This window comes from Acinetobacter sp. CIP 102529 (assembly GCF_000368325.1).
Taxonomy (GTDB): Bacteria; Pseudomonadota; Gammaproteobacteria; order Pseudomonadales; family Moraxellaceae; genus Acinetobacter; species Acinetobacter parvus.
This window is the reverse complement of record NZ_KB849355.1, coordinates 1599630-1619637: the sequence shown is the minus strand read 5'-3', so window position 1 is coordinate 1619637 and position 20008 is coordinate 1599630. Positions and strand designations below refer to the sequence as shown.

At 44.5% G+C, this 20008-nt stretch carries 21 protein-coding genes, 2 tRNA genes and 1 pseudogene; 12 read left to right on the top strand and 12 right to left on the bottom strand.

The genetic code is table 11. The features are described 5' to 3' along the window. Positions 1-126: 126 nt before the first annotated feature. Together F972_RS13135 and F972_RS13130 are read left to right on the top strand one after the other, a co-directional pair. Positions 127-1200, top strand: coding sequence for a DNA/RNA non-specific endonuclease (locus F972_RS13135; protein WP_004683485.1), 1074 nt, complete (start codon positions 127-129; stop codon positions 1198-1200). Positions 1201-1273: 73 nt separating this feature from the next. Beyond that, positions 1274-1516: a hypothetical protein gene (locus F972_RS13130; protein ID WP_004683484.1), complete on the top strand. Its 243-nt coding sequence runs from the start codon at positions 1274-1276 to the stop codon at positions 1514-1516. A 47-nt stretch (positions 1517-1563) separates the two neighbouring features. Here F972_RS13130 and aqpZ read toward each other — a convergent pair whose 3' ends face one another. Next, positions 1564-2253, bottom strand: coding sequence for an aquaporin Z (aqpZ, locus tag F972_RS13125; RefSeq protein ID WP_004683483.1), 690 nt, complete (start codon positions 2251-2253; stop codon positions 1564-1566). 174 nt (positions 2254-2427) lie between these two features. Beyond that, positions 2428-3435, bottom strand: coding sequence for an AraC family transcriptional regulator (locus F972_RS13120; protein ID WP_004683482.1), 1008 nt, complete (start codon positions 3433-3435; stop codon positions 2428-2430). A 114-nt stretch (positions 3436-3549) separates the two neighbouring features. On the opposite strand from F972_RS13120, the gene F972_RS13115 reads away from it, so the two are divergent. Continuing rightward, positions 3550-4194: a sterol desaturase family protein gene (locus F972_RS13115; protein WP_004683481.1), complete on the top strand. Its 645-nt coding sequence runs from the start codon at positions 3550-3552 to the stop codon at positions 4192-4194. Positions 4195-4634: 440 nt separating this feature from the next. Here F972_RS13115 and hisF read toward each other — a convergent pair whose 3' ends face one another. Continuing rightward, complete coding sequence (gene hisF / locus F972_RS13110; RefSeq protein WP_004678871.1) at positions 4635-5393, bottom strand: imidazole glycerol phosphate synthase subunit HisF; 759 nt, start codon at positions 5391-5393, stop codon at positions 4635-4637. Between the two features lie 111 nt (positions 5394-5504). On the opposite strand from hisF, the gene F972_RS13105 reads away from it, so the two are divergent. The 3 genes from F972_RS13105 to F972_RS13095 are packed head-to-tail and all read left to right on the top strand — an operon-like array spanning position 5505 to position 7500. Further along, positions 5505-6461: a homoserine kinase gene (locus F972_RS13105; protein WP_004683479.1), complete on the top strand. Its 957-nt coding sequence runs from the start codon at positions 5505-5507 to the stop codon at positions 6459-6461. Between the two features lie 4 nt (positions 6462-6465). Beyond that, entirely contained in the window at positions 6466-7083 is a 618-nt protein-coding gene (locus F972_RS13100; RefSeq protein ID WP_004683477.1) for a DUF1294 domain-containing protein, read from the top strand. 24 nt (positions 7084-7107) lie between these two features. Continuing rightward, the gene (locus F972_RS13095) at positions 7108-7500 is read left to right on the top strand and encodes a DUF4870 family protein (RefSeq protein ID WP_004683474.1); all 393 of its coding nucleotides are present in this window, start codon (positions 7108-7110) and stop codon (positions 7498-7500) included. 84 nt (positions 7501-7584) lie between these two features. On the opposite strand, the gene F972_RS13090 is transcribed toward F972_RS13095, so the two are convergent. The 5 genes from F972_RS13090 to hisB form a co-directional block, all read right to left on the bottom strand. After that, positions 7585-8475, bottom strand: coding sequence for a DMT family transporter (locus tag F972_RS13090; RefSeq protein WP_004683472.1), 891 nt, complete (start codon positions 8473-8475; stop codon positions 7585-7587). A gap of 148 nt (positions 8476-8623) precedes the next feature. Beyond that, positions 8624-9355 (bottom strand): 1-(5-phosphoribosyl)-5-[(5-phosphoribosylamino)methylideneamino]imidazole-4-carboxamide isomerase, encoded by a 732-nt coding sequence (hisA, locus tag F972_RS13085; RefSeq protein ID WP_004683470.1) that lies wholly within the window; start codon positions 9353-9355, stop codon positions 8624-8626. A 66-nt stretch (positions 9356-9421) separates the two neighbouring features. Further along, on the bottom strand, positions 9422-9673 hold the full coding sequence (locus tag F972_RS16600) for a hypothetical protein (RefSeq protein ID WP_155756562.1): 252 nt from the start codon (positions 9671-9673) through the stop codon (positions 9422-9424). 43 nt (positions 9674-9716) lie between these two features. After that, complete coding sequence (hisH, locus tag F972_RS13075; RefSeq protein ID WP_004683469.1) at positions 9717-10334, bottom strand: imidazole glycerol phosphate synthase subunit HisH; 618 nt, start codon at positions 10332-10334, stop codon at positions 9717-9719. After that, positions 10334-10927: an imidazoleglycerol-phosphate dehydratase HisB gene (hisB, locus tag F972_RS13070; RefSeq protein WP_000194096.1), complete on the bottom strand. Its 594-nt coding sequence runs from the start codon at positions 10925-10927 to the stop codon at positions 10334-10336. Before hisB ends, hisH begins: the two co-directional genes overlap by 1 nt. Positions 10928-11031: 104 nt before the next feature. Here hisB and F972_RS13065 point away from each other — a divergent pair, with 104 nt between their 5' ends. The 3 genes from F972_RS13065 (at position 11032) to F972_RS13055 (ending at position 11807) form a co-directional block, all read left to right on the top strand. Beyond that, positions 11032-11409 (top strand): GNAT family N-acetyltransferase, encoded by a 378-nt coding sequence (locus F972_RS13065; RefSeq protein WP_004683467.1) that lies wholly within the window; start codon positions 11032-11034, stop codon positions 11407-11409. A 108-nt stretch (positions 11410-11517) separates the two neighbouring features. Further along, positions 11518-11593 (top strand) — tRNA-Phe (locus F972_RS13060). Between the two features lie 138 nt (positions 11594-11731). Further along, a tRNA-Phe gene (locus F972_RS13055) sits at positions 11732-11807 on the top strand. 107 nt (positions 11808-11914) lie between these two features. Here the strand turns inward: F972_RS13055 and F972_RS13050 are convergent. The 3 genes from F972_RS13050 to ompR form a co-directional block, all read right to left on the bottom strand. Beyond that, positions 11915-13435 carry an acetyl-CoA hydrolase/transferase family protein gene (locus tag F972_RS13050; protein WP_004756945.1) on the bottom strand — a complete coding sequence of 507 codons (1521 nt, stop codon included), beginning with the start codon at positions 13433-13435 and terminating at the stop codon, positions 11915-11917. Between the two features lie 148 nt (positions 13436-13583). After that, a complete protein-coding gene (locus F972_RS13045) occupies positions 13584-15035 on the bottom strand; it encodes an ATP-binding protein (protein ID WP_004756947.1) in 1452 nt (483 codons plus the stop codon). A 17-nt stretch (positions 15036-15052) separates the two neighbouring features. Beyond that, positions 15053-15817 (bottom strand): osmolarity response regulator transcription factor OmpR, encoded by a 765-nt coding sequence (ompR, locus tag F972_RS13040; RefSeq protein WP_004678831.1) that lies wholly within the window; start codon positions 15815-15817, stop codon positions 15053-15055. A gap of 340 nt (positions 15818-16157) precedes the next feature. Here ompR and F972_RS13035 point away from each other — a divergent pair, with 340 nt between their 5' ends. The 3 genes from F972_RS13035 (at position 16158) to F972_RS13025 (ending at position 19669) form a co-directional block, all read left to right on the top strand. Further along, positions 16158-18515, top strand: coding sequence for a Tex family protein (locus F972_RS13035; RefSeq protein WP_004769942.1), 2358 nt, complete (start codon positions 16158-16160; stop codon positions 18513-18515). 132 nt (positions 18516-18647) lie between these two features. Further along, entirely contained in the window at positions 18648-19355 is a 708-nt protein-coding gene (locus F972_RS13030; RefSeq protein ID WP_004756951.1) for an AzlC family ABC transporter permease, read from the top strand. Next, on the top strand, positions 19352-19669 hold the full coding sequence (locus F972_RS13025; RefSeq protein ID WP_004769941.1) for an AzlD domain-containing protein: 318 nt from the start codon (positions 19352-19354) through the stop codon (positions 19667-19669). The genes F972_RS13030 and F972_RS13025 overlap by 4 nt, the downstream gene beginning before the upstream one ends. Positions 19670-19767: 98 nt before the next feature. On the opposite strand, the pseudogene F972_RS16075 reads toward F972_RS13025, so the two are convergent. Beyond that, positions 19768-19937 (bottom strand): annotated as a pseudogene (locus tag F972_RS16075) (short-chain dehydrogenase); the annotation flags it as partial. Positions 19938-20008 lie beyond the last annotated feature (71 nt).

The window sequence follows — 20008 nt, the reverse complement described above, 5'->3', positions numbered from 1 at the left end:
CTTTTTTATTGCCTGCTGATCAAGTGAACAGTTTTGCGACATAAAATGTCGTTCTAAGCGGTAGCGCGATATACAGCATGTCCCTGAATTGTTAAGCTTCGCGTTCATGTTGATCTTGATGTGGTTATGGCAAAGAAAACAACCAAAAAGGCTAAAACTCAAGCTCATTTTTTGAGCCAAAATATTGGAAAGATTCTGCTCGCCCTAGTTGCAACGGGAAGTTTTGCCATCGCATTTGGCAGTGAAAAAATTGCCAAACTTCTTCCTGTCTCAGGCGGCAACAGTGGATGCCTAAAACAGTTCTACCGTGATGTGCCACCGATACTCAACAGGGAAAGCCTGAAAAAAGACAGTTATGCACTGTGCTTTAACGGCTTCAATGTGATGTATTCAGGTGTGTCCAAAACGCCGCTATGGTCAGCCGAATACCTGACACCTGAGCGTTTAAGCATTAAGATCAAGCGTGAAGACAATTTCCATGAGGAAACACGGGTGCAGCTTGCGCATCGTGCTTTGTTATCGGACTATCGTGGTTCTGGTTATGATCGTGGGCATATGGTACCCAACGGTGATATGAACAATACCGCAGCGCAGCAGGATAGCTTTTCTTTAGCCAATATGGTGCCACAAGCACCCAAGAATAATCAGGAAGTCTGGCGTAAATTAGAAGAAGCGGTACGTTCTATTGTGACTAAACAGCATAAAGATGCTTATGTTATTACGGGACCGATCTTTGAAGCGAAGCGTTTAAAAACCATTGGCAATGGCGTAATAGTCCCTACGGCTGTATACAAAGCCGTGTATTTACCCAAACAGGGCATTATTGGTGCGTATTATGCGCCGAATAATGATTCGCTACAGGTTAAAGTCGTGAGCGTGTGCTATCTAGAAGAAAAACTAGGGATTAATTTATTCCCGCAGCTTACAGAACAACAAAAGCGTAATATTTATCAATTACCGACATCAGCACAACAGGTTAAAGCCAATAAAGACATTAACTATGTCAAATGGGATGGGCAAAGTCAGTGTGCAGAAGAGGCAACAACAGAAAGTATTCAAGCTCAACAACAGCAATTTGCTTCAGGGCAATCACAGTCCACTGAAAGTAAGTTACCGCAAGTAGATGAAGAAACCAAACAGGCTTTAATCAAGCAATTGATTGAAGCATTGGTTCAGTTTTTTTTACAATTATTGCGATAATATCGCAGCTATCCTAAAGTGATTATGCTTAACTCAAATAGGGTAAAACAGAAAAGAACAATGAGAGGAAAAGATGTTTAAACCTTTTGAACAGGGCGATCAGTCTTCGGCAATTTACGATCTGACTTTGGAAAATCAAGTGGACTGTGTCAGTTTATATGGCAACTTACAAATTACCAAAGATCAAGCAGGTTTGAAAACAGCCAAAGCATTACAAAGTTTTATCAATGATGTGGTGGCAGCATTAGAAAAACAAAGCTTACCTGAACAGATTGAACGAAAGCTTGAGCGAGAAATTGAAAACCCATTTTTGTAAATGAAAACAGCCTTTTCAAAAGGCTGTTTTTTTATGGGAATGTGAGCTTAGCTTTTCTCGTTGCCGACCACTTTATAAATAAGCGCTCCAATGATTGCCCCAATAATAGGCGCAACCCAGAATAACCATAATTGGCTTAGTGCTGCAGTTTCAGCAAAAAGCGCCACCGCTGTACTACGTGCAGGGTTTACCGATGTATTGGTTACAGGGATGCTAATTAAGTGAATCAATGTTAATGCTAAACCGATAGCAATCGGTGCAAAACCAGCAGGCGCACGACGATCAGTTGATCCTAAAATCACAATCAGGAAAAATGCGGTCAGTACCACTTCAATTAAAAGAGCGGAGACCATAGAAAAATGGTTAGGTGATAAATCCCCATAGCCATTACTTGCAAAGCCGCCAGTACCAGCAAAGCCTGCTTGACCTTGCACAATAATGTAAAGTACTAAGGCTGCGATTGTTCCACCAATCACTTGAGAAATAATATAAGGTGCTAATTCTTTGGCTTCAAAGCGTCCACCAACCCATAAGCCTACACTGACAGCAGGGTTAAAGTGACCCCCTGAAATATGACCAAATGCATAAGCACCCGTTAAAACAGTTAGACCAAAAGCAAGTGCTACACCTAAGAAGCCGATCCCAAGCTCTGGAAATGCGGCGGCAAGCACAGCGCTACCACAACCACCAAAAACTAGCCAAAAGGTCCCCAGAAATTCTGCTAAATATTTGTTCATTGTTATCACCCGATTCGTTATAAAAATAAAAAAGTATGCATCCAAGAATTTATTATGGATATATTTAAGCTCTATGAATAAATGTGAATTAATTCACAAAACTGCATACGCTCTTTTATAAATGCTGTAAAAAAAATGATCTGTTGTGAAAGCGTTAGTTTGTCTCTAGTTTTATTAAGAATTGTAAGTTGTGTTGTTGTTTCGCCACTGCTGCGGGGTTTGATTTGTCCAAATTTTAAATGCACGTTGAAAAGCACTTTGTTCAGAATAGCAAAGTAGCAATGCGATTTCTTGTAGGCTCAGATGCGGATCTTTTAAGTATTCGGTTGCCAACATAAAGCGAATCTGTTGTACCCGTTCCTGAAAGGTGGTGTTTTGCTGTTGTAAGTGACGTTGTAATTGTCTTACCGATAACCCTAATTTTTCGGCAATAAAATCGATTTGATATTGGTTTTTCTGTAATCCTGTCAAAATGGCATGTTGCAGACGTTGATCAAGTTGAGTGGAATTTGGCAGCTTGTCCAATAATGCTTGGGCTTGTTGTAATAACAGTTGTTGTAAGGTGTGATCACCTGTTTTTAATGGTTTAAAGGCTTCAGTAACGGGTAGGAGTAGTTGGGTTTTTGGCTGATCAAATCGGACTTTACAGCGAAAATATTGCTCATAAACGCTGATATTCTTCGGTGCAACATTCACAAAATGGACTTCATGCAGATTGATGTTTTCACCTGACATAAATAACTTGAGGAATTGCACCATTAAGGCAATTGCAATTTCATCCGTTAACTGGGTTGGGTGGGGTTCTGGAGCTTCCCAACGGATTGAAGCATAAGGATGATTAAATTCCACCACCAAGGGACTGCCATCATAAATCAGACGATGAAAATCATGATAACGTGCCAATGCTTCACCCAAATTTTCACAAGAAAGTGCGAGGTAAGCAATAATCCCTAAATGTTTGGGTTGTACGTATTCTGCAATTTCTAAGCCCAAACCTGTCTTTGCGTGCAAGTGATTGAGGTCTTCAAGTAGGTCTCGCCAAATCACATAATCAAAGCGTTCCAGATTTTGAACTTGTTGTAATTGTTCAGGAACAGCAATATGTTGTGCTTCACAATAGGCTTTTAATAAATGCCCCAATCCCCCATAAACAGAGCCTGTATAGTTCTTGAGTTGAGACATCCTGTCTATCCTTATTCTGTCGTGTTTTGTCAATATAAATATATCGCATCGTCAATACTTCGCCTACAAAAATTTATATCTTTAATAAAAATAAGGAAACATTTGGAGAAAGCCATGTTAAAGGGTTTTATTGCGGGTTTGGCTGTTGCAAACGCATTTGAATGGTTTGCTCATAAATATCTATTACATGGGGTACACCGTAAAGGCAAGCCACGTTTCAGTCCAACGCCAAAACAGATGGAATCGCATTGGGCACATCACCGTGAAGTCCGTAAACAGGGCTTTTCTGATGACTGTTATGCTGAGGGGCTGGATAACTGGCGTACCCGTAACGAACTGATAGCACTGGCTGCGGTTGCAACCGTGTCGAGTGCGGCAGCCTATCCATTCTCCAAAGGGATGGCGCTGTCATTCTGGTATTGTGCAGGTAATTATTATTATGTGCATCGCCGTTCTCATTTAGAGCCAGAATGGGCAAAAAAACGTATTCCCTGGCATTATGATCATCACATGAACTCAAATCAGGATGCCAACTGGGGGGTTACCCGTCCGTGGTTTGACTACATCATGGGAACCCGTGTGGTGTCCTCGGCGGACCTGAAAGAGGCCAATCCTCTTGGGCTGCCATTGCCAGAGTCTATTTCCAAGGCTTTAGGCAACGCAATTGAATCGGTTTTTCCAGCAAAGTGGGTGGAGCACAAGCCAAAACTGGTGCAGCCTGTTGTAGTTGAGGAAGAACAAACAGAATCGGTGGCTTAACACCAGATTGACAACTGCTAAAGAGACGTTGCCATTTTGACATTTATAACTACAGGACAGGAGGGCTTGTCGTGAATTGTCAATAAAATGAGTTTTTAATGTCAATATTTTTGTTCATTTTATAGCTATTTTGATTCAAGCATTTGAAATGCACAGAATTTTCAAAATGACAAAATTCACGTTTACCCTCTAGCGTTGTATAAACGCAGTTTCCATACCTTGCTTAGGCAAGGTATTTTTTTGCCTACTCGTTTTGCAGGCTTAAACCTGTGAGCAGGTGACGTTCATCACTATCTTTAGATTTTAGTGAATATTGAAAACAGAAAAAACATGCAACTTGCAAAAGTAAAAATAACAGTCCAGAGTAAAGTATCATACTTATTTTTATTCTTTTAAAAATTAAGGCGTAACCCAAAACCCAGCTACGCCTATGATAGGGCTTACAAACGCATTTCAATGCCTTGTTCAGCCAGATATTGTTTGGCTTCTGGAATGGTGTGCTGACCAAAGTGGAAAATAGATGCTGCTAATACGGCATCCGCACCGCCTTTTAATATCCCATCCGCTAAATGCTGTAGGCTTCCAACACCACCTGAAGCAATGGTTGGAATGCTGACACGATCATTGATTTGACGCATTAAGGCGATGTCATAACCTGCTTTGGTTCCATCGGCATCCATACTGGTTACCAGCAGTTCGCCCGCACCGAAGTCCGCCATTTTGACAGCCCATTCAATCGCATCAATCCCAGTCGGTTTACGACCGCCGTGGGTAAAGATTTCCCACTTATTCTCACCTGTTTTTTTTGCATCAATGGCAACCACGATACATTGTGCGCCAAAACGCTGTGAGGCTTCCTGCACAAACTCAGGGGTAAACACCGCAGCCGAGTTGATGCTAACCTTGTCGGCACCTGCGTTCAGTAGTAAACGGATGTCCTCAACCTTACGCACGCCACCCCCCACAGTTAAAGGCACGAACACGCTTTCCGCCATCCGCTCCACCGTACGGTAGGTGGTGTCCCGTCCATGATGGGTAGCAGTAATATCTAAAAAGGTAATTTCATCGGCGCCTTGTTCATTATAGCGACGTGCAACCTCAACAGGGTCACCTGCGTCACGAATATCAAGGAATTGAACGCCTTTAACGACTCGGCCATTATCAACATCCAAGCAAGGGATAATACGTTTTGCGAGCATAAAATTTTCCAAAAAATCGCCAAGAGAGAAAGGAGACCGACTCTGGTGCTACACCTTCATGGAGGGAACGGGTATTCTATCAAAATCAGAGTGATATTTTGCAGGTTTTCCATGTCGGTTTATACCCCGTTGAGTTTAGAGGAAGTGCAGGCATTTGCCGAGCCTTATGGTTTGGCGGTGATTGACCTGATTCCAATCCAGGGCGGTATTCAAAACACCAACTTTTTTTTGGTGGATCATACACAGAAACAGTATGTTTTAACGGTTTTTGAAGAACTGGATGCCGAGGGAGCGGCTGAATTGGTGCCCGTGCTGGACTGTTTGGGGCAGGCAGGCGTACCTGTCGCGGTGCCGTTGAAACATCACGGTCAGGCTATCCATAGCATTGCAGGCAAACCTGCCCAGATTGCGCCACGCTTAATGGGTGAGCATCCTGAGCAGGCCAGCATTGAGCAGGTGCAGGCGATTGCGCAGGCGCAGGCCAAACTGCATCTGGCCTTGCAGGATTTTCCATTACAACGTGATTTTAATCGCAATCATGCCTATTGGTCAGAGGTTGCCAGCCAACTACGCTCCAAGATGCCCCTAGCAGACCAACAACTTTTAGATCAGGTATTTCAGCTATTTGAGGTGATTAGTCAGGAATATCCAGATCGGCCAACAGGCTTTATTCACTCAGATTTATTTCGGGATAACACCCTGTTTGAGGGCAGTCAACTCAACGGTATCCTCGATTTTTATGAGCTCAACCAAGATGAATGGCTGTTTGATATTGCCATTAGCATCAATGATTTCTGTACCAGTTATCCGCAGGCACATTTGGATATGGAAAAAGCAGAGACATTCCTCACCGCCTATCAACAAGTGCGCCCACTGACACAAGATGAGTTAGCTTGTTTAGATATTTTCTTAGCAATGGCGGCCTGCCGTTTTTGGTGTATGCGTTTGCAGGTCGCACAGAAGAATGCTGAGCAGGGGCGCACAGGGGAGGATATTTTGCAAAAAGACCCGATAGAAATGCGTATGATGCTACAAGACCGTTTACAACAAGTGTTAGGTTTAGGATAGGAATATGCGAGATCAAGGACGTTTGGTGGAATGGTTTGATGATAGGGGCTATGGATTTATACAACCCAATGATGCACATAAGCAGCGTGTGTTCCTGCACATCAAGGACTTTGCCCGTACAGGGCCACGCCCGATAGTGGGCTGTGCGCTGGAATATACCGTGATTCTGGATGAGCGGGGTCGTTATCGCGCTCAGCAAGCAACTTATTTAAAAGCATCACAGGTGCTTGAGCATCGGGCTGAACCAGCTCTGCCAAAACAGTCTAAAGCGTGGTCACCGATGCAGATTGGTATCATCATTTATATTGTATTTATGCTGGTTGCAGGTTTTAGCAAGTTGCTACCACCTTATACGCTACTGTTTGTCAGCCTGATGAATGTCCTGAGCTATTGGCTGTATGCACAGGATAAAGAAGCGGCACAATTGGGGAATCGACGTATTCCAGAGCAGACTTTGCATATCGTGGATTCTTTAGGTGGTTGGTGTGGAGGGTGGCTTGCACAACAAAAATTGCGACATAAAACACAAAAGCAACCATTCCGTAAGATTTATTTCTGTACCATAGCTTTTCATATACTGTTGATATGCTGGTTAATTTCGCCCCTTAATGTCTTTTATTGAGGGCGTTTCTGGAGATAAATAAAAATGAATTATTCCGTTGATCAAGACCCGAACCGTACTTTAACGCTGGTTCTTTATGTACTTTATATTATTGCGATTTTTTCTGGTGGTTTATTGGCGGTCATTGCGCTCATTATTAACTATGTCAAGCGTGGTGATGTGCGTGGCTCAATCTTTGAAAGCCACTTTACCTGGCAGATCCGTACATTCTGGTGGTATCTGGCCTGGAACATCATCGCCTTTATTCCATTCTTCTTCCTATTCTTTACAGGGGACAATGCCAATGCATTTGCTGGCGTTGCACTTTCAGGTACTGTATTTTGTGTACTGGTGATTTTTGCCGCGTGGGTCTGGATTGTTTATCGGGCAATTCGTGGTTTAATCGCACTGAATGATAATAAACCCATGTACCAATAAAATAGGATAAAGCATGATTATTGAGCATGTGCATTCGTGTATGTTAATGAAAAAGAAAGAGGCATCAGCAGCATAGAGCGCTTTTTAGCGCTCTTTTTGTTTAGGCTTGTTCCATTTTAACTCACTGACCAATACCCCGAGAACCACCATTAAACCTCCCAGCAAGGCCAGTAAAGGCAGTCGCTCACCCGCAATCCGCCCAAATAAGCCTGCCCAGACAGGTTCACCTGCATAGATGATCGCGGCACGGGTTGGATCAACCATTCGCTGTGCCCAGTTCATCACGAACTGAATCAGGGCACTGGCTAAACCTAGGATCACAGCAATCAGTAGCAGTGTCCATGAAAATTCAGGAATCTTGTGTTCACCCACCATCGGCATACTGGCAAAGGAGAGGATTGAGGCAACGGCAAGCTGAACCACCGTAACCCGCCTGAGATTGACCTTTCCAGCAAAATAACCAATCAAGATAATTTCCAGTGCAATCACAAAGGCGCAGATCAGGGTCAGCACCTGCCCGTAATTGAGGTGAATACCTGAGAAACCATTTCCCGTTAAAAATACCAGACCTGTAAATGCCAGTGCTGTGCCCACCCAGGTCATTAAACTGGGGCGTTTCTGGAAAATAACCCACATCAGGATGGGTACCAGTGGAACGTACAGGGCAGTAAGAAAGGCCGATTCACTGCTGAGAATGGTCTGTAGGGCAATGGTTTGTGTGCCATAACCAATTGCGATGACCACACCAATTGCGGTGCCTGCCAGTGTTTCCTTTAGGGTTAACCCGCGAATGGAATTGATTGAGATCAGTAGGATGGCCAAGGCCGCGACAGCAAAACGACAGCCGACAAAAAACATCGGGCTACTAAAATTCAGGGCGTATTGCACTGCCAGAAATGTGCTGCCCCAGATCATGGTAATAAAAATAAGCGCAAACTGGGCAGCTCTGGGAGAGGAGGCGAGATGGGTTGGCATGGTGTAAAAACAGTAAAAATCAACTTTATATTGTGTATAAACTGATAGCGTCTATGCAAGAGAAATCATCTGTTCCAGTATGGATCAGGCAATTTATTCAACTCACAAATAAAAAAAGAGCCTGACCGCTCTTCTTTTAGTGCTTTGTTTAGAGGCGATCTTCATCCAGTAATAACTGAGCCTCACGCAGATTCAAGGTACCCTCATAAATTGCACGGCCTGTAATTGCGCCTAAAATACCTTTCTGGCCTTTCAGGTTGCGGACATCATCAAGGTTGGTCACGCCGCCTGAAGCAATCACAGGTAGGCCTGAGTATTCCGCTAAACTCACGGTTTGCTCGACATTTACGCCCTGCATCATGCCATCGCGTGCGATGTCGGTATACACGATGCTGGAAACGCCTGCATCAGCGAAACGCCTGGCCAGATCAGTTGCCTTGACATCGGTTACATTTGCCCAGCCATCGGTTGCGACCATACCATTGATGGCATCAATACCAACAATGATATGACCTGCAAAGCGTTTGCATGCCTCTTCCACAAACTCAGGCTCTTTCACCGCTTTGGTGCCAATAATCACAAATGACACGCCAGCCTCTAAATAATGCTCGATGGTTTCAAGGGAGCGGATACCGCCACCGATCTGGATTGGAAGCTCAGGCTGTGCGCGGGCAATCGCCTCAACCACAGGTTTATGAATTGGCGTACCTGCGAAAGCACCATTCAAATCCACTAAATGTAAACGACGTGCGCCTTCATCCACCCAGTGTTGTGCAGTTGCGACAGGATCATCAGAGAAAACGGTATCGTCTTCCATACGTCCTTGTTTTAAACGAACACATTTACCATCTTTCAGGTCAATTGCAGGGATGATTAGCATGCTTTCGCTCCTAGCGTCATCATAAAGTTTAAATTGGCTACATATTAGCAAAGTATTGGGCGATCTCTAAGTCTTGGATACTGAATCATCCAGTATTCTATTAACTTGTTGCTGGAGTTGTGGGCTGAGTAACTGCTGTGTATAAAGATGGCCAAAGATCAGCAGGGCTGCATAGGCATCTGCCGCCGCATAGGGGATTTGTTTGTTGCTACATTTTCCATTTTCATTGAAACTTGATTGATGGGTGAAGCTTAAACACTTTTGCACATATGAAAAAGCCAAGTGAGAAAACTTGGCTTTTTGACCATGTAACGTGATTTATTCAACACATTGTTGCTGTTCCATTGATATTTGATTTAACTTAAATTTTCCATTCCACAAAGTTTTTTAACAGCTGCAAACCAGCGGTATGACTTTTCTCTGGATGGAACTGGGTTGCGAACATATTGTCCTTATGAATGGCGGTACAGAAGTTCACGCCATAATCACAGGTTGCCGCCGTTATCGCTGAATCTTTTGGCTCAACATAATAGCTATGCACAAAATAGAAACGTGCGTCCTGCTCAATGTTGTTCCACATCGGATGATCTGGATCAAGCTGGTGAACCTGATTCCAGCCCATGTGTGGTACTTTTAAATGTGGAATTTCAGGGAAGTGTTTCACTACACCATCAAAAATACCGAGTGCATCCACGCCACCATTTTCTTCCGAACTTTGCAGTAGGGCTTGCATGCCAACACAAATCGCAAGAACAGGTTTATTGAAAGCTGCCTGACGCACCACCTCATCAATGCCTGCCTCATGCATACCCTGCATACAGTCACGCATTGCACCAACACCTGGAAAAACAATCTTATCCGCTTTGGCAATCAGCTTTGCATCATTGGTGACATCAACCGTTGCACCCACATGCTCCAGCGCTTTTGCCGCAGAGTGCAGGTTGCCCATACCATAGTCAAGTAATGCAATGCGAGTCATTACAGACTCCCTTTGGTAGATGCAATGGTATTTTCGGCACGTGGATCGATTTCACAGGCCATACGCAATGCGCGAGCCAATGCCTTAAACACACTTTCGATCTGGTGATGGCTATTCTTACCCTTTAGATTGTCGATATGCAGGGTCATTAACGCATGGTTGACAAAACCTTGGAAAAACTCAGAGAACAAATCGACATCAAACGTGCCGATACGAGCGCGAGTGAATGGAATATCCATAAATAAACCTGGACGACCAGATAGATCAACAACAACACGAGACAGTGCCTCATCGAGTGGCGCATAAAAATGCCCATAACGACGCAAGCCCTTTTTATCACCTAAAGCTTGCGCAAAGGCTTGTCCCAGCGTGATTCCACAGTCTTCTACGGTGTGGTGATCATCAATTTCAAGGTCACCATCGCAATGAATGTCGATATCAAATAGACCATGGCGCTTGATTTGATCAATCATATGGTCTAAAAATGGAACTCCAGTGTTGAGGGTGCCTTGACCAGTACCATCGAGATTGAGACGAACTCGAATTTTGGTTTCGTTGGTATTTCTTACCACTTCACTGATACGTTGCGTCATGGACACGTTCCTCAAAAAACGTCAAAAATGATTGAATTAAAAACCGATAGTTTCGCTGTCACGAAAAAGTGACAGCATCATAGTTTGCTCAGGAGGGTTAATCAATGCCTATTACCGTACATGCTTACCGTTCTCTAGATAATCTAGGGATTCGTACCCAGCTAGAGCGACTTTATGACACCAGCCCAGAGTTTGGTGATGGGCAAGATGCCATGCAGCAACTTGAACAAGACCTGCAACAATATACCACAGTTTACACCGCTGAATTTAACAGCAAAATTATAGGCGCAATTTGGTCAACAGGACAAGGCGAAAGTCGAGTACTAGAATATGTTGTAGTTCACCCTGCCAATCGTGGACGCGGCGTGGCGGAGCGTCTGGTTGAGGAGGTTTGCCGCATTGAAGAGGAGCAGGGCGTGAAGCAGTTTGAGCCAGGCTGTGGCGCGATTCACCGTTGCCTGTCGCATCTAGGCAAGATCTAGCTGAAAATAGATTCCTGTTCAGTATTGTAGCAAAATTAAACAGTTAATAGAAAAATCCACAAATTGACTTGACGGATTTTGACAAACATTGTTTAATATGCCCACTTTGGCGCGATAGCTCAGTCGGTAGAGCAACGGATTGAAAATCCGTGTGTCCCCAGTTCGATCCTGGGTCCCGCCACCATGAATTTGAAATTTCAATCCCTGATCCCATCAGGGATTTTTTTTGCCTGGGGTTTTTGTGTGAAAAATCGTCATTTAAAACAAAAGCTCAGGATAGTTATTGACTATTTGCCTGATATGCGGCTTAATACACGCCATTGGCGCGATAGCTCAGTCGGTAGAGCAACGGATTGAAAATCCGTGTGTCCCCAGTTCGATCCTGGGTCCCGCCACCATATTCAAAAAGCCCCAAACAAAAGTTTGGGGCTTTTTTTATAATCTAAGAGTGACAATAAAAAGCCAGCTTTCAAGCTGGCAATTATTCTATTGACTTAATGATAAATTAAGCCGATTTAGCAACCTCAATATTGCTAACCAGCATATGGCCTGTTTCTTCAAAGTTTGCATGCCAGGACAGGGCTTCACGAAGCAGGTGAGGTGTATGTCCACCACGTTCACAGGCACGCTCAAAATAGTCCTGAAGTGCGTTACGGTAAAGCGGATGTACACAATTCTCAATGATCACTTTGGCACGTTCACGAGGTGCCAGACCACGTAAATCTGCTAAACCAATTTCAGTGACCAAAATATCAACATCATGCTCATTGTGGTCAACATGGCTGACCATTGGCACGATAGATGAAATATCACCGCCCTTGGCAATCGACTTGGTCACGAAGATGGCCAGATGTGCATTACGGGCAAAGTCACCTGAACCGCCGATCCCATTCATCATTTTAGTGCCGCAAACGTGTGTTGAGTTCACATTGCCGTAGATATCAAACTCAAGTGCGGTATTGATACCAATGATGCCTAAACGGCGAACCAGTTCAGGGTGGTTGGACATTTCCTGTGTACGCAACACCAGCTTGTCACGATATGCTTCAATATTGCCAAACACCTTTTCGCCATATTTCTGTGACAGGGTGATGGAGCAGCCTGACGCAAATTTCATTTTTCCAGCATCAATCAATTCAAAAGTACAGTCCTGCAATACTTCTGAATACATCACCAAGTCTTCAAAAGGAGAATCTTTTAAACCTGTTAGTACCGCATTGGCAATCGAACCAATACCTGCCTGTAAAGGTCCCAGGTTTTTCGGTAAACGACCCTCAGCCACTTCTTTTTCAAAAAAGGCGATCAGGTGATTGGCAATTCCTTGCGTCTCGTCATCTGGCGGGGTGACGGTTGATGGCGAATCCAGCAGGGTGTCATTGAATACAATACCGACAATTTTGGCAGGGTCGATATTGATGGCTGTACTTCCCATACGCTCATCCACCTTGGTTAATGGAATTGGCTGGCGTGTTGGGCGATAGGTTGGAATGTAGATGTCATGCAGGCCTTCAAAGGCGATGCTGGTGTTGGTATTGATTTCAACAATAACTTTTTCAGCAAAAATCGCAAAGCTGGCCGAGTTGCCCACCGATGTGGTTGGAATGATGCCACCGTCTTCAGTAATCGCCACCGCCTCAATCACCGCAATATCTGGTTTTTTAAGTTGCAGATTACGCATGTGCTCCACAGTTTCAGACAGGTGCTGGTCAACAAACATCACTTCGCCGTTGTTGATGGCGCGGCGCAGGGTGTTGTCCACCTGGAAAGGCATACGACGTGCCAATACACCTGCCTCAGTGAGCTGTTTATCGAGGTCGTTACCTAGACTTGCACCTGTAATTAACGTGATTTTTAACGGATTTTTCTTGGCACGTTCAGCAAGTGCCTGAGGAACGGCTTTCGCTTCGCCTGCACGGGTAAAACCACTCATACCCACCGTCATGTCATTTTCAATAAAGCTGGCAGCCTGCTCGGCACTCATTACTTTGTCATGCAGTGAGGCAAGGCGAATACGATCTAGAGACATCATCCATTCTCAATTTTGATTTTCATTGGATATGGATTTTAGCGCTAAAACTGGAAAAGTGAATTGAACTACGGCTAAGGTCTAATAGGTGAAATGGAGGATAATTTTATTGCTAAAAAGCAAGGTGTATTGGCGGTCATGCCGATGTCTAGAAATGACCGCTCAGGGTTTGCTTGATCTTGTCGATGGTATTGCTATGTGATTCATCTTCGGGTGTGGGAATAGGTAGGGAAATCACCACTTCCAGACCGCCTTGTTCTCGGTTACGAATGTTGATCTGTCCATGATGGATATCCACAATACGTTTCACAATGGCAAGGCCCAGACCACTTCCCTGAATGGTACGTGCGGAATTGCCACGTACAAAAGGTTGCATCAGTTCCTCTACCTGATCGGGCGGGATGCCCTCACCATGATCTGCAACAGTAATTAAAATATACTGGTCGACATGACTGGCAGACAGTTCGATGGGTTCGGCACCATAACGCTTGGCATTATTGATCAGGTTGGCAATCAGGCGCTTGAGTGACAGACTGCGTGCAGGAATCACGGGAAGTTCCTGTGCCTCAAAACGGATGTCCAGCGGCTTGAACTGCACCACCAGTTCTTGCAGCAAGCTGTTGATATTGGTATCTGTCAGCTCCTCATCCGAACCATCTCGCATATAGGAAATAAACTGATTCAGGATGGCATCCATATCATCCACATCATAAATCAGCCCCTCACGGAAAAACTCATCAGGCAGCATTTCCGCGGTCAGGCGAATACGGGTTAATGGAGTGCGCAAATCGTGGGAGATGCCCGCCAGCATGATCTGTCGATCACGCTCGGTTTGCTCCAGTGTATATACCATGTGGTTAAAGGCCTGATTGACCTGACGGATTTCCAGTGGTCCGTGGTTGGTATCCAGATAGGGGGCCTTGCCTGTTTTACTGTAGTTGTTGGCTGCATTCTGTAGACGGCGCAAGGGGCGGTTCATCTGCCGCACCAAGATCAGGATAATAGCGGAGGACAGGATCGGCACACCAAACAGCCATGATGCAATCAGTTCAACACTGTAGTTGGTGTAAGTCTTGAGGGGTTCCCTGACCCAGTTGCCATTCATTTCAGGTGTCTGAATCCAGATACGTGGAATCGGCTTGAATTTAAAATAAACGGTAACTTTCTCGACGCCCAGCTCTTTGGCAAGCTTTTTCTCAATTTGATTGGTGAAAAATTCAGCCAGAAATTTATTTTCTAATTTTGGAAATTCTGCTGGATCGGTGACATATTCAATTCCAATACGGTTTTTTAGCCATGTGTCGATATCGACTTCATTATCACGGTGTAGGATGCGAATGTCAGGATTGTTGACCAGTTCCAGCTCAATGGCCAGATAGCGTGCATGCTGTTGCAGTTCAGGAAGATAGAGGGTTCGCCAAAAGAACCACAAGGACATGAATAGGCTAAAGAACACCGTAAACAGTACCAGTACGGTGGTACGCATTGCGGCAGACCGTGGCTTGATCTTGTCTAAAAAACGTTCCCAGTGGGTCCGTGGCTTTTCAGAGTAGGTCTCAAAGTCGGTAAATTCTTGTGGATCAATCGGTTCAAGCTTCAAGGTTGAGTTTCCCGCACTTACTCAGCACCATCTGGAACAAAAACGTAGCCCACGCCCCAAACGGTCTGGATGTAGCGGGCACGGGCAGGATTGTCCTCAATTAAGCGGCGTAAACGGGAAACCTGTACGTCAATCGAGCGTTCCATCGCACCCCATTCACGGCCACGTGCTAAATTCATTAATTTATCACGCGTTAATGGTTCACGTGGATGTTGAACTAAGGCTTTGAGTACAGCAAACTCACCTGTGGTTAATGTGACCACCTGTCCCTCACGGGTTAAAGTACGTGTAGACAAATCCAGTGCCCACGGCCCAAAACTGACCACTTCAACCTGCTGGCTTGGCGCGCCTGGCACCTCGCGAACCTGACGGCGCAGTACCGCACGGATACGGGCCAACAGTTCATTCGGGTTGAATGGCTTTGGCAGATAGTCATCTGCACCTGCTTCCAGACCTGCAATACGGTCAGAGTCACTGCCACGTGCGGTCAGCATGATGATTGGGGTGTCGATATTAGATTGACGTAAACGACGGCAAATACTTAAACCATCTTCAACAGGCAACATAAAATCTAAAACGATAAGCGAAAATAATTCACGTTGTAGTAAACGATCCATCTGCGTTGCATCATGCGCGGTTTTTACCACAAAGCCCTTGTCTTCAAGAAAACGTTGTAACAGTGTACGCAAGCGCACATCATCATCGACGACTAGGATGCGTTCGACCCGATCGGTTTCATGGTGTACGGTTTCCGTTGATTCGGCAGGTACAACTAAACTCATGATGTGCTCCTTTTATCGTTTATTGTCATCGTCTTTATGCAATGCGATTGTGAAATGTCAATAGACCCTGAAGTATACGATTCATTGCACAGTTTTGGCTATGTTATAAAGCAACAAATATTGCCAATAAAATCAAGAGATAGATACCAAATATATACAGGAAAAATGATGACAATCAACCTATTTTTTAATATTTAGCCTAAAAAACGCCGTTATTTTAGAAACATTGACGGATTTGCAAAAACTACTGATTAAATATTCAAAAAAACAATAGTGGATTTTATAGCCATGAACTTTATAATCAGTGCTTTTAGACTTAACCCTTGTGGAATCAATCACGATGACTGACTTAGTTCAGCAGTTGGCAAATGAACTTGCCGTACGTCCAAACCAAGTAGAAGCTGCTATTCGTTTAATTGATGAAGGCGCCAGTGTTCCCTTTATTGCACGTTACCGTAAAGAGGTCACGCAAGGCTTGGACGATACCCAATTACGTCAACTTGATACACGTTTGACTTACTTACGTGATTTATACGAACGTCGTGAGAAAGTGATCCAGTCTTTACAAGAACAAGATAAATTAAGTGATGATTTATTGGCGCGTGTCAATGCCGCAGAAACCAAGAACGCACTGGAAGAAATTTACGCACCTTACCGTCCAAAACGGACCAGCAAATCATTTAAGGCAAAAGAGGCGGGTTTAGGACCAATTGCTGAAAAAATTATTGCAGATCAAATTGATCCAACTGAGGCATTGGCTGGTTTTAGCCATGAAGATTATCCAGATGTAGAAAGCCAGCTTGATGCAATCCAGCATATTCTGATTGATGACTGGGCGCAAAACATTGCATTAACCACTGAATTAAAACAAATTTTCTCTAAAACAGCAGTTCTTAAGAGTGCAGTTGCTTCTGAAGAGAAAAAAGAAGTGGGCAAAAAATTCCGTGATTATTTTGAGTTTTCTGAAAACTTGAACAAAGTACCATCACACCGTTTATTGGCGATGCTGCGTGGTCGTCAGGAAAATGTACTGGGCTTGAAAGTAGATGGTGAAGATGATGCACCATTGGCACGTATTGAAACCGAATACAATCTTGAAACGCTACAGCCACAAAGCCGTCAGGACTATTTAAAGCAAACAGCAAAACTGTTCTGGTTGGGCAAGGTGCGCCCACAGATTGAACACTCATTACTAACAGATAAACGTCTGTCTGCTGAAGCGGAAGCCATGGATGTGTTCGCTGAGAACCTGCGCCATCTACTGCTTTCTGCACCAGCGGGTGGCCGTACCACTTTGGGTGTTGACCCTGGTATTCGTACAGGCGTGAAGCTTGCTGTTGTCAGCGATGCGGGTGATGTGCTTGCCTACAGCACCATTTATCCATTTGCCCCTAAAGAAGATAAAGAGGGTGCTATTGCGGAACTTGCTCGTTTATGTCGAGAGTTCCACGTGGAACTTATTGCGATTGGCAACGGAACTGCAAGCCGTGAAACAGAGGCAGTGGTTGCTGAGATGATGGCTGCCAATACCGACCTGAAACTGACACGTATCACAGTGAGTGAGGCAGGTGCATCAGTTTATTCAGCAAGTGAACTCGCTTCGCAAGAATTGCCAGAGCTTGATGTGTCGATTCGTGGTGCAGTGTCGATTGCACGCCGTTTGCAGGACCCGTTGGCCGAACTTGTGAAGATTGATCCAAAATCCATTGGTGTGGGCCAGTACCAGCATGATGTGAACCAGACAGGTTTGGCAAAAACACTGGATGCCGTGGTGGAAGACTGTGTGAACGCGGTGGGTGTTGATGTAAATACCGCTTCTCCAGCAATCCTTGCCTATATTGCAGGTTTAAACAAGGCCATTGCCCAGCAAATTGTTGAATACCGTAAAGAACATGGTCGTTTTGACAACCGTCAGGCATTGAAGAAAGTACCACGTTTGGGCGAACGTACGTTTGAGCAGTCAGCAGGTTTCTTGCGTATTCAGAATGGTTCAGAGCCATTGGATGCATCTGCTGTTCACCCTGAAAGCTATGGTTTGGTGGAAAAAATTGTTGCGGCAAAAGCAACAACGGTAAAAGATATCATTGGCAATACTGAAATCATTCGCCAAGTCAAAGCGGATGAATTTGTGGATGACAAATTCGGCTTACCCACCATTCAGGATGTTTTAGCAGAACTGGAAAAACCAGGCCGTGATCCACGTCCAGAGTTCCGCACTGCCAAATTCCGTGAGGATATCACTGAAGTTGCCCAGCTTACTGAAGGTATGCAGCTTGAGGGTGTCGTGACCAATGTGACGAACTTTGGTGCGTTCGTAGATGTGGGTGTACATCAAGATGGCTTGGTACATATTTCTGAGCTGGCGAATGAATTTGTTTCTGATCCGCATAAAGTGGTGAAACCAGGTCAAATCGTGCAGGTGCGTGTGATGCAGGTGGATGTGGAGCGTAACCGTGTCAACCTGAGTATGCGTGCCGAGGGTTCTGCACCTGCAAAAGCACCTCGCCAACAGCAGCGTCCACAGCAAGACCGTGCGGAACGTTCAGAGCGTAAGCCGCATGGACAGCGTCCACCACGTAAAGAGGGTGACTTTAAACGTCCACAAAACAGCAAACCAAAAACCGAAAAACCACAAGAGCAAAAAATTGGTGGACTGGGTGCTTTGTTGTTGCAGGCGGGAATTAAAGGGACGAAATAAGTCTATTACAATTTTTGATAATGTAAAAAACCTCCCTCGGGAGGTTTTTTACATTCAAAATAGATGATTTTTCCATTTTTATTTTGAACTTTATTATAATTCCTCAGTTCCCAACACAAACTTGTTGTTCTTATGTCCCCAGATTCTGCTGAAAATCTTTCTTCCCCCCAGCGTGCTTTTTTACAAGGGGGCATCAAAATACTTCCCTTATGTTTGGCAGTGTTGCCGTGGGGCTTGCTGGCAGGTTCAATGGCGATTCAGGCAGGGCTAACGACTTTACAAGCCATTGGCATGTCGGCCTTGGTGTTTGCGGGTGCAGCACAGTTGATGACACTGGGTTTGGTCATGGCGGGTACACCTGCACTGACCATCATCATTTCAGTATTTTTGATTACCACACAGCATTATTTATATGCCCTATATTTTCGTGAAGAAATTGCCAGACTGCCCTTAAAACAGCGTTTGTTATTTGGTTTTTTGCTGACTGATGAATTGTTTGCTGTTGGTATTTATAAACGTGAACATTATATTTATTTTTTGCTTGGGGCAGGTAGCTGTTTCTATTTGGCCTGGGTATTGTTTAGTGTTGGCGGTATTGTGTTAGCTTCCTCTCTACCAAATTTAGACCAATATCATCTCGACTTTTCCATTGTTGCAACTTTTATCGCGATTGTGATTCCGTTTATTAAAAACCTAAATACGTTGGTGGGTGTATTGGTTTCGGTACTGTTGACCTTGATTTTTCTGAGTCTAGGCATTAAAAGTGCAGCCATCTTGGCAGGGGTGATTGGCATGTTGGCTGCAACCTGCTTGCAGAATTTTCGGGAGCGTATGGCATGAGTTGGTTTCTCCTGATTATTTTGGCAATTGTGGTGTTTATGAACCGCTATATCTTGCTCGAACCGAATATTCCCTTGCGTTTGCCCAAATGGTTTCAACAGTCCTTGCAATATTCTGCACCATGCTTATTGACCGCGATTGCCACCCCGATTGTGTTTATGGATGAGCAGGGCGTATTTCGTGAAACATTACTTAATCCTTATTTTCTGGCCATGATTTTAACCATTGTGATTGCCTATAAGGTCAGACATACCTTATTGACCATTATCCTGAGTTTGACGTGTTTTTATGCCTTGGTGTTTTGGTTGAATTAGCAAGCTTGGGCAATATGAAATTTGCCACAAGCCCCATTTAAAGCCTGTTAACGTGTGGTATAACCACCATTGGCAAAAATCGTTTGGGCCGTAATCCACTAGCCGTCAGTAACTAAGCTAAGAAGCGAACCAAAGGCTCAATATCTTCAATCTTGGTTAAGCCACCTAAAGCTGAAGCAGATTTGTGATAGGCCACTGTCTCAGGCAGTTCCTGACCATAGAAAAATGCTGTGTCCATTGGGCCAGGTGCAACGGCCGCCATTCGCAAAACAGCTGACTGGATCAATCATGGAGCAGGGGGCTAATTGGACAAATAAAAAAAGCAGCGTTGTTGAGACG

What these genes read in the sequence shown, in the direction of transcription:
- F972_RS13090 (WP_004683472.1), bottom strand. Translation starts at nt 8,475, where the DNA reads ATGCCAACCCATCTCGCCTCCTCTCCCAGAGCTGCCCAGTTTGCGCTT.
- F972_RS13120 (WP_004683482.1), bottom strand. Translation starts at nt 3,435, where the DNA reads ATGTCTCAACTCAAGAACTATACAGGCTCTGTTTATGGGGGATTGGGG.
- F972_RS13130 (WP_004683484.1), top strand. Translation starts at nt 1,274, where the DNA reads ATGTTTAAACCTTTTGAACAGGGCGATCAGTCTTCGGCAATTTACGAT.
- aqpZ (WP_004683483.1), bottom strand. Translation starts at nt 2,253, where the DNA reads ATGAACAAATATTTAGCAGAATTTCTGGGGACCTTTTGGCTAGTTTTT.
- F972_RS13135 (WP_004683485.1), top strand. Translation starts at nt 127, where the DNA reads ATGGCAAAGAAAACAACCAAAAAGGCTAAAACTCAAGCTCATTTTTTG.
- hisB (WP_000194096.1), bottom strand. Translation starts at nt 10,927, where the DNA reads ATGACGCAACGTATCAGTGAAGTGGTAAGAAATACCAACGAAACCAAA.
- ompR (WP_004678831.1), bottom strand. Translation starts at nt 15,817, where the DNA reads ATGAGTTTAGTTGTACCTGCCGAATCAACGGAAACCGTACACCATGAA.
- hisH (WP_004683469.1), bottom strand. Translation starts at nt 10,334, where the DNA reads ATGACTCGCATTGCATTACTTGACTATGGTATGGGCAACCTGCACTCT.
- F972_RS13030 (WP_004756951.1), top strand. Translation starts at nt 18,648, where the DNA reads ATGTCCCCAGATTCTGCTGAAAATCTTTCTTCCCCCCAGCGTGCTTTT.
- F972_RS13115 (WP_004683481.1), top strand. Translation starts at nt 3,550, where the DNA reads ATGTTAAAGGGTTTTATTGCGGGTTTGGCTGTTGCAAACGCATTTGAA.
- F972_RS13105 (WP_004683479.1), top strand. Translation starts at nt 5,505, where the DNA reads ATGTCGGTTTATACCCCGTTGAGTTTAGAGGAAGTGCAGGCATTTGCC.
- F972_RS13100 (WP_004683477.1), top strand. Translation starts at nt 6,466, where the DNA reads ATGCGAGATCAAGGACGTTTGGTGGAATGGTTTGATGATAGGGGCTAT.
- F972_RS13095 (WP_004683474.1), top strand. Translation starts at nt 7,108, where the DNA reads ATGAATTATTCCGTTGATCAAGACCCGAACCGTACTTTAACGCTGGTT.
- hisF (WP_004678871.1), bottom strand. Translation starts at nt 5,393, where the DNA reads ATGCTCGCAAAACGTATTATCCCTTGCTTGGATGTTGATAATGGCCGA.
- F972_RS13035 (WP_004769942.1), top strand. Translation starts at nt 16,158, where the DNA reads ATGACTGACTTAGTTCAGCAGTTGGCAAATGAACTTGCCGTACGTCCA.
- F972_RS13065 (WP_004683467.1), top strand. Translation starts at nt 11,032, where the DNA reads ATGCCTATTACCGTACATGCTTACCGTTCTCTAGATAATCTAGGGATT.
- hisA (WP_004683470.1), bottom strand. Translation starts at nt 9,355, where the DNA reads ATGCTAATCATCCCTGCAATTGACCTGAAAGATGGTAAATGTGTTCGT.
- F972_RS13050 (WP_004756945.1), bottom strand. Translation starts at nt 13,435, where the DNA reads ATGTCTCTAGATCGTATTCGCCTTGCCTCACTGCATGACAAAGTAATG.
- F972_RS13025 (WP_004769941.1), top strand. Translation starts at nt 19,352, where the DNA reads ATGAGTTGGTTTCTCCTGATTATTTTGGCAATTGTGGTGTTTATGAAC.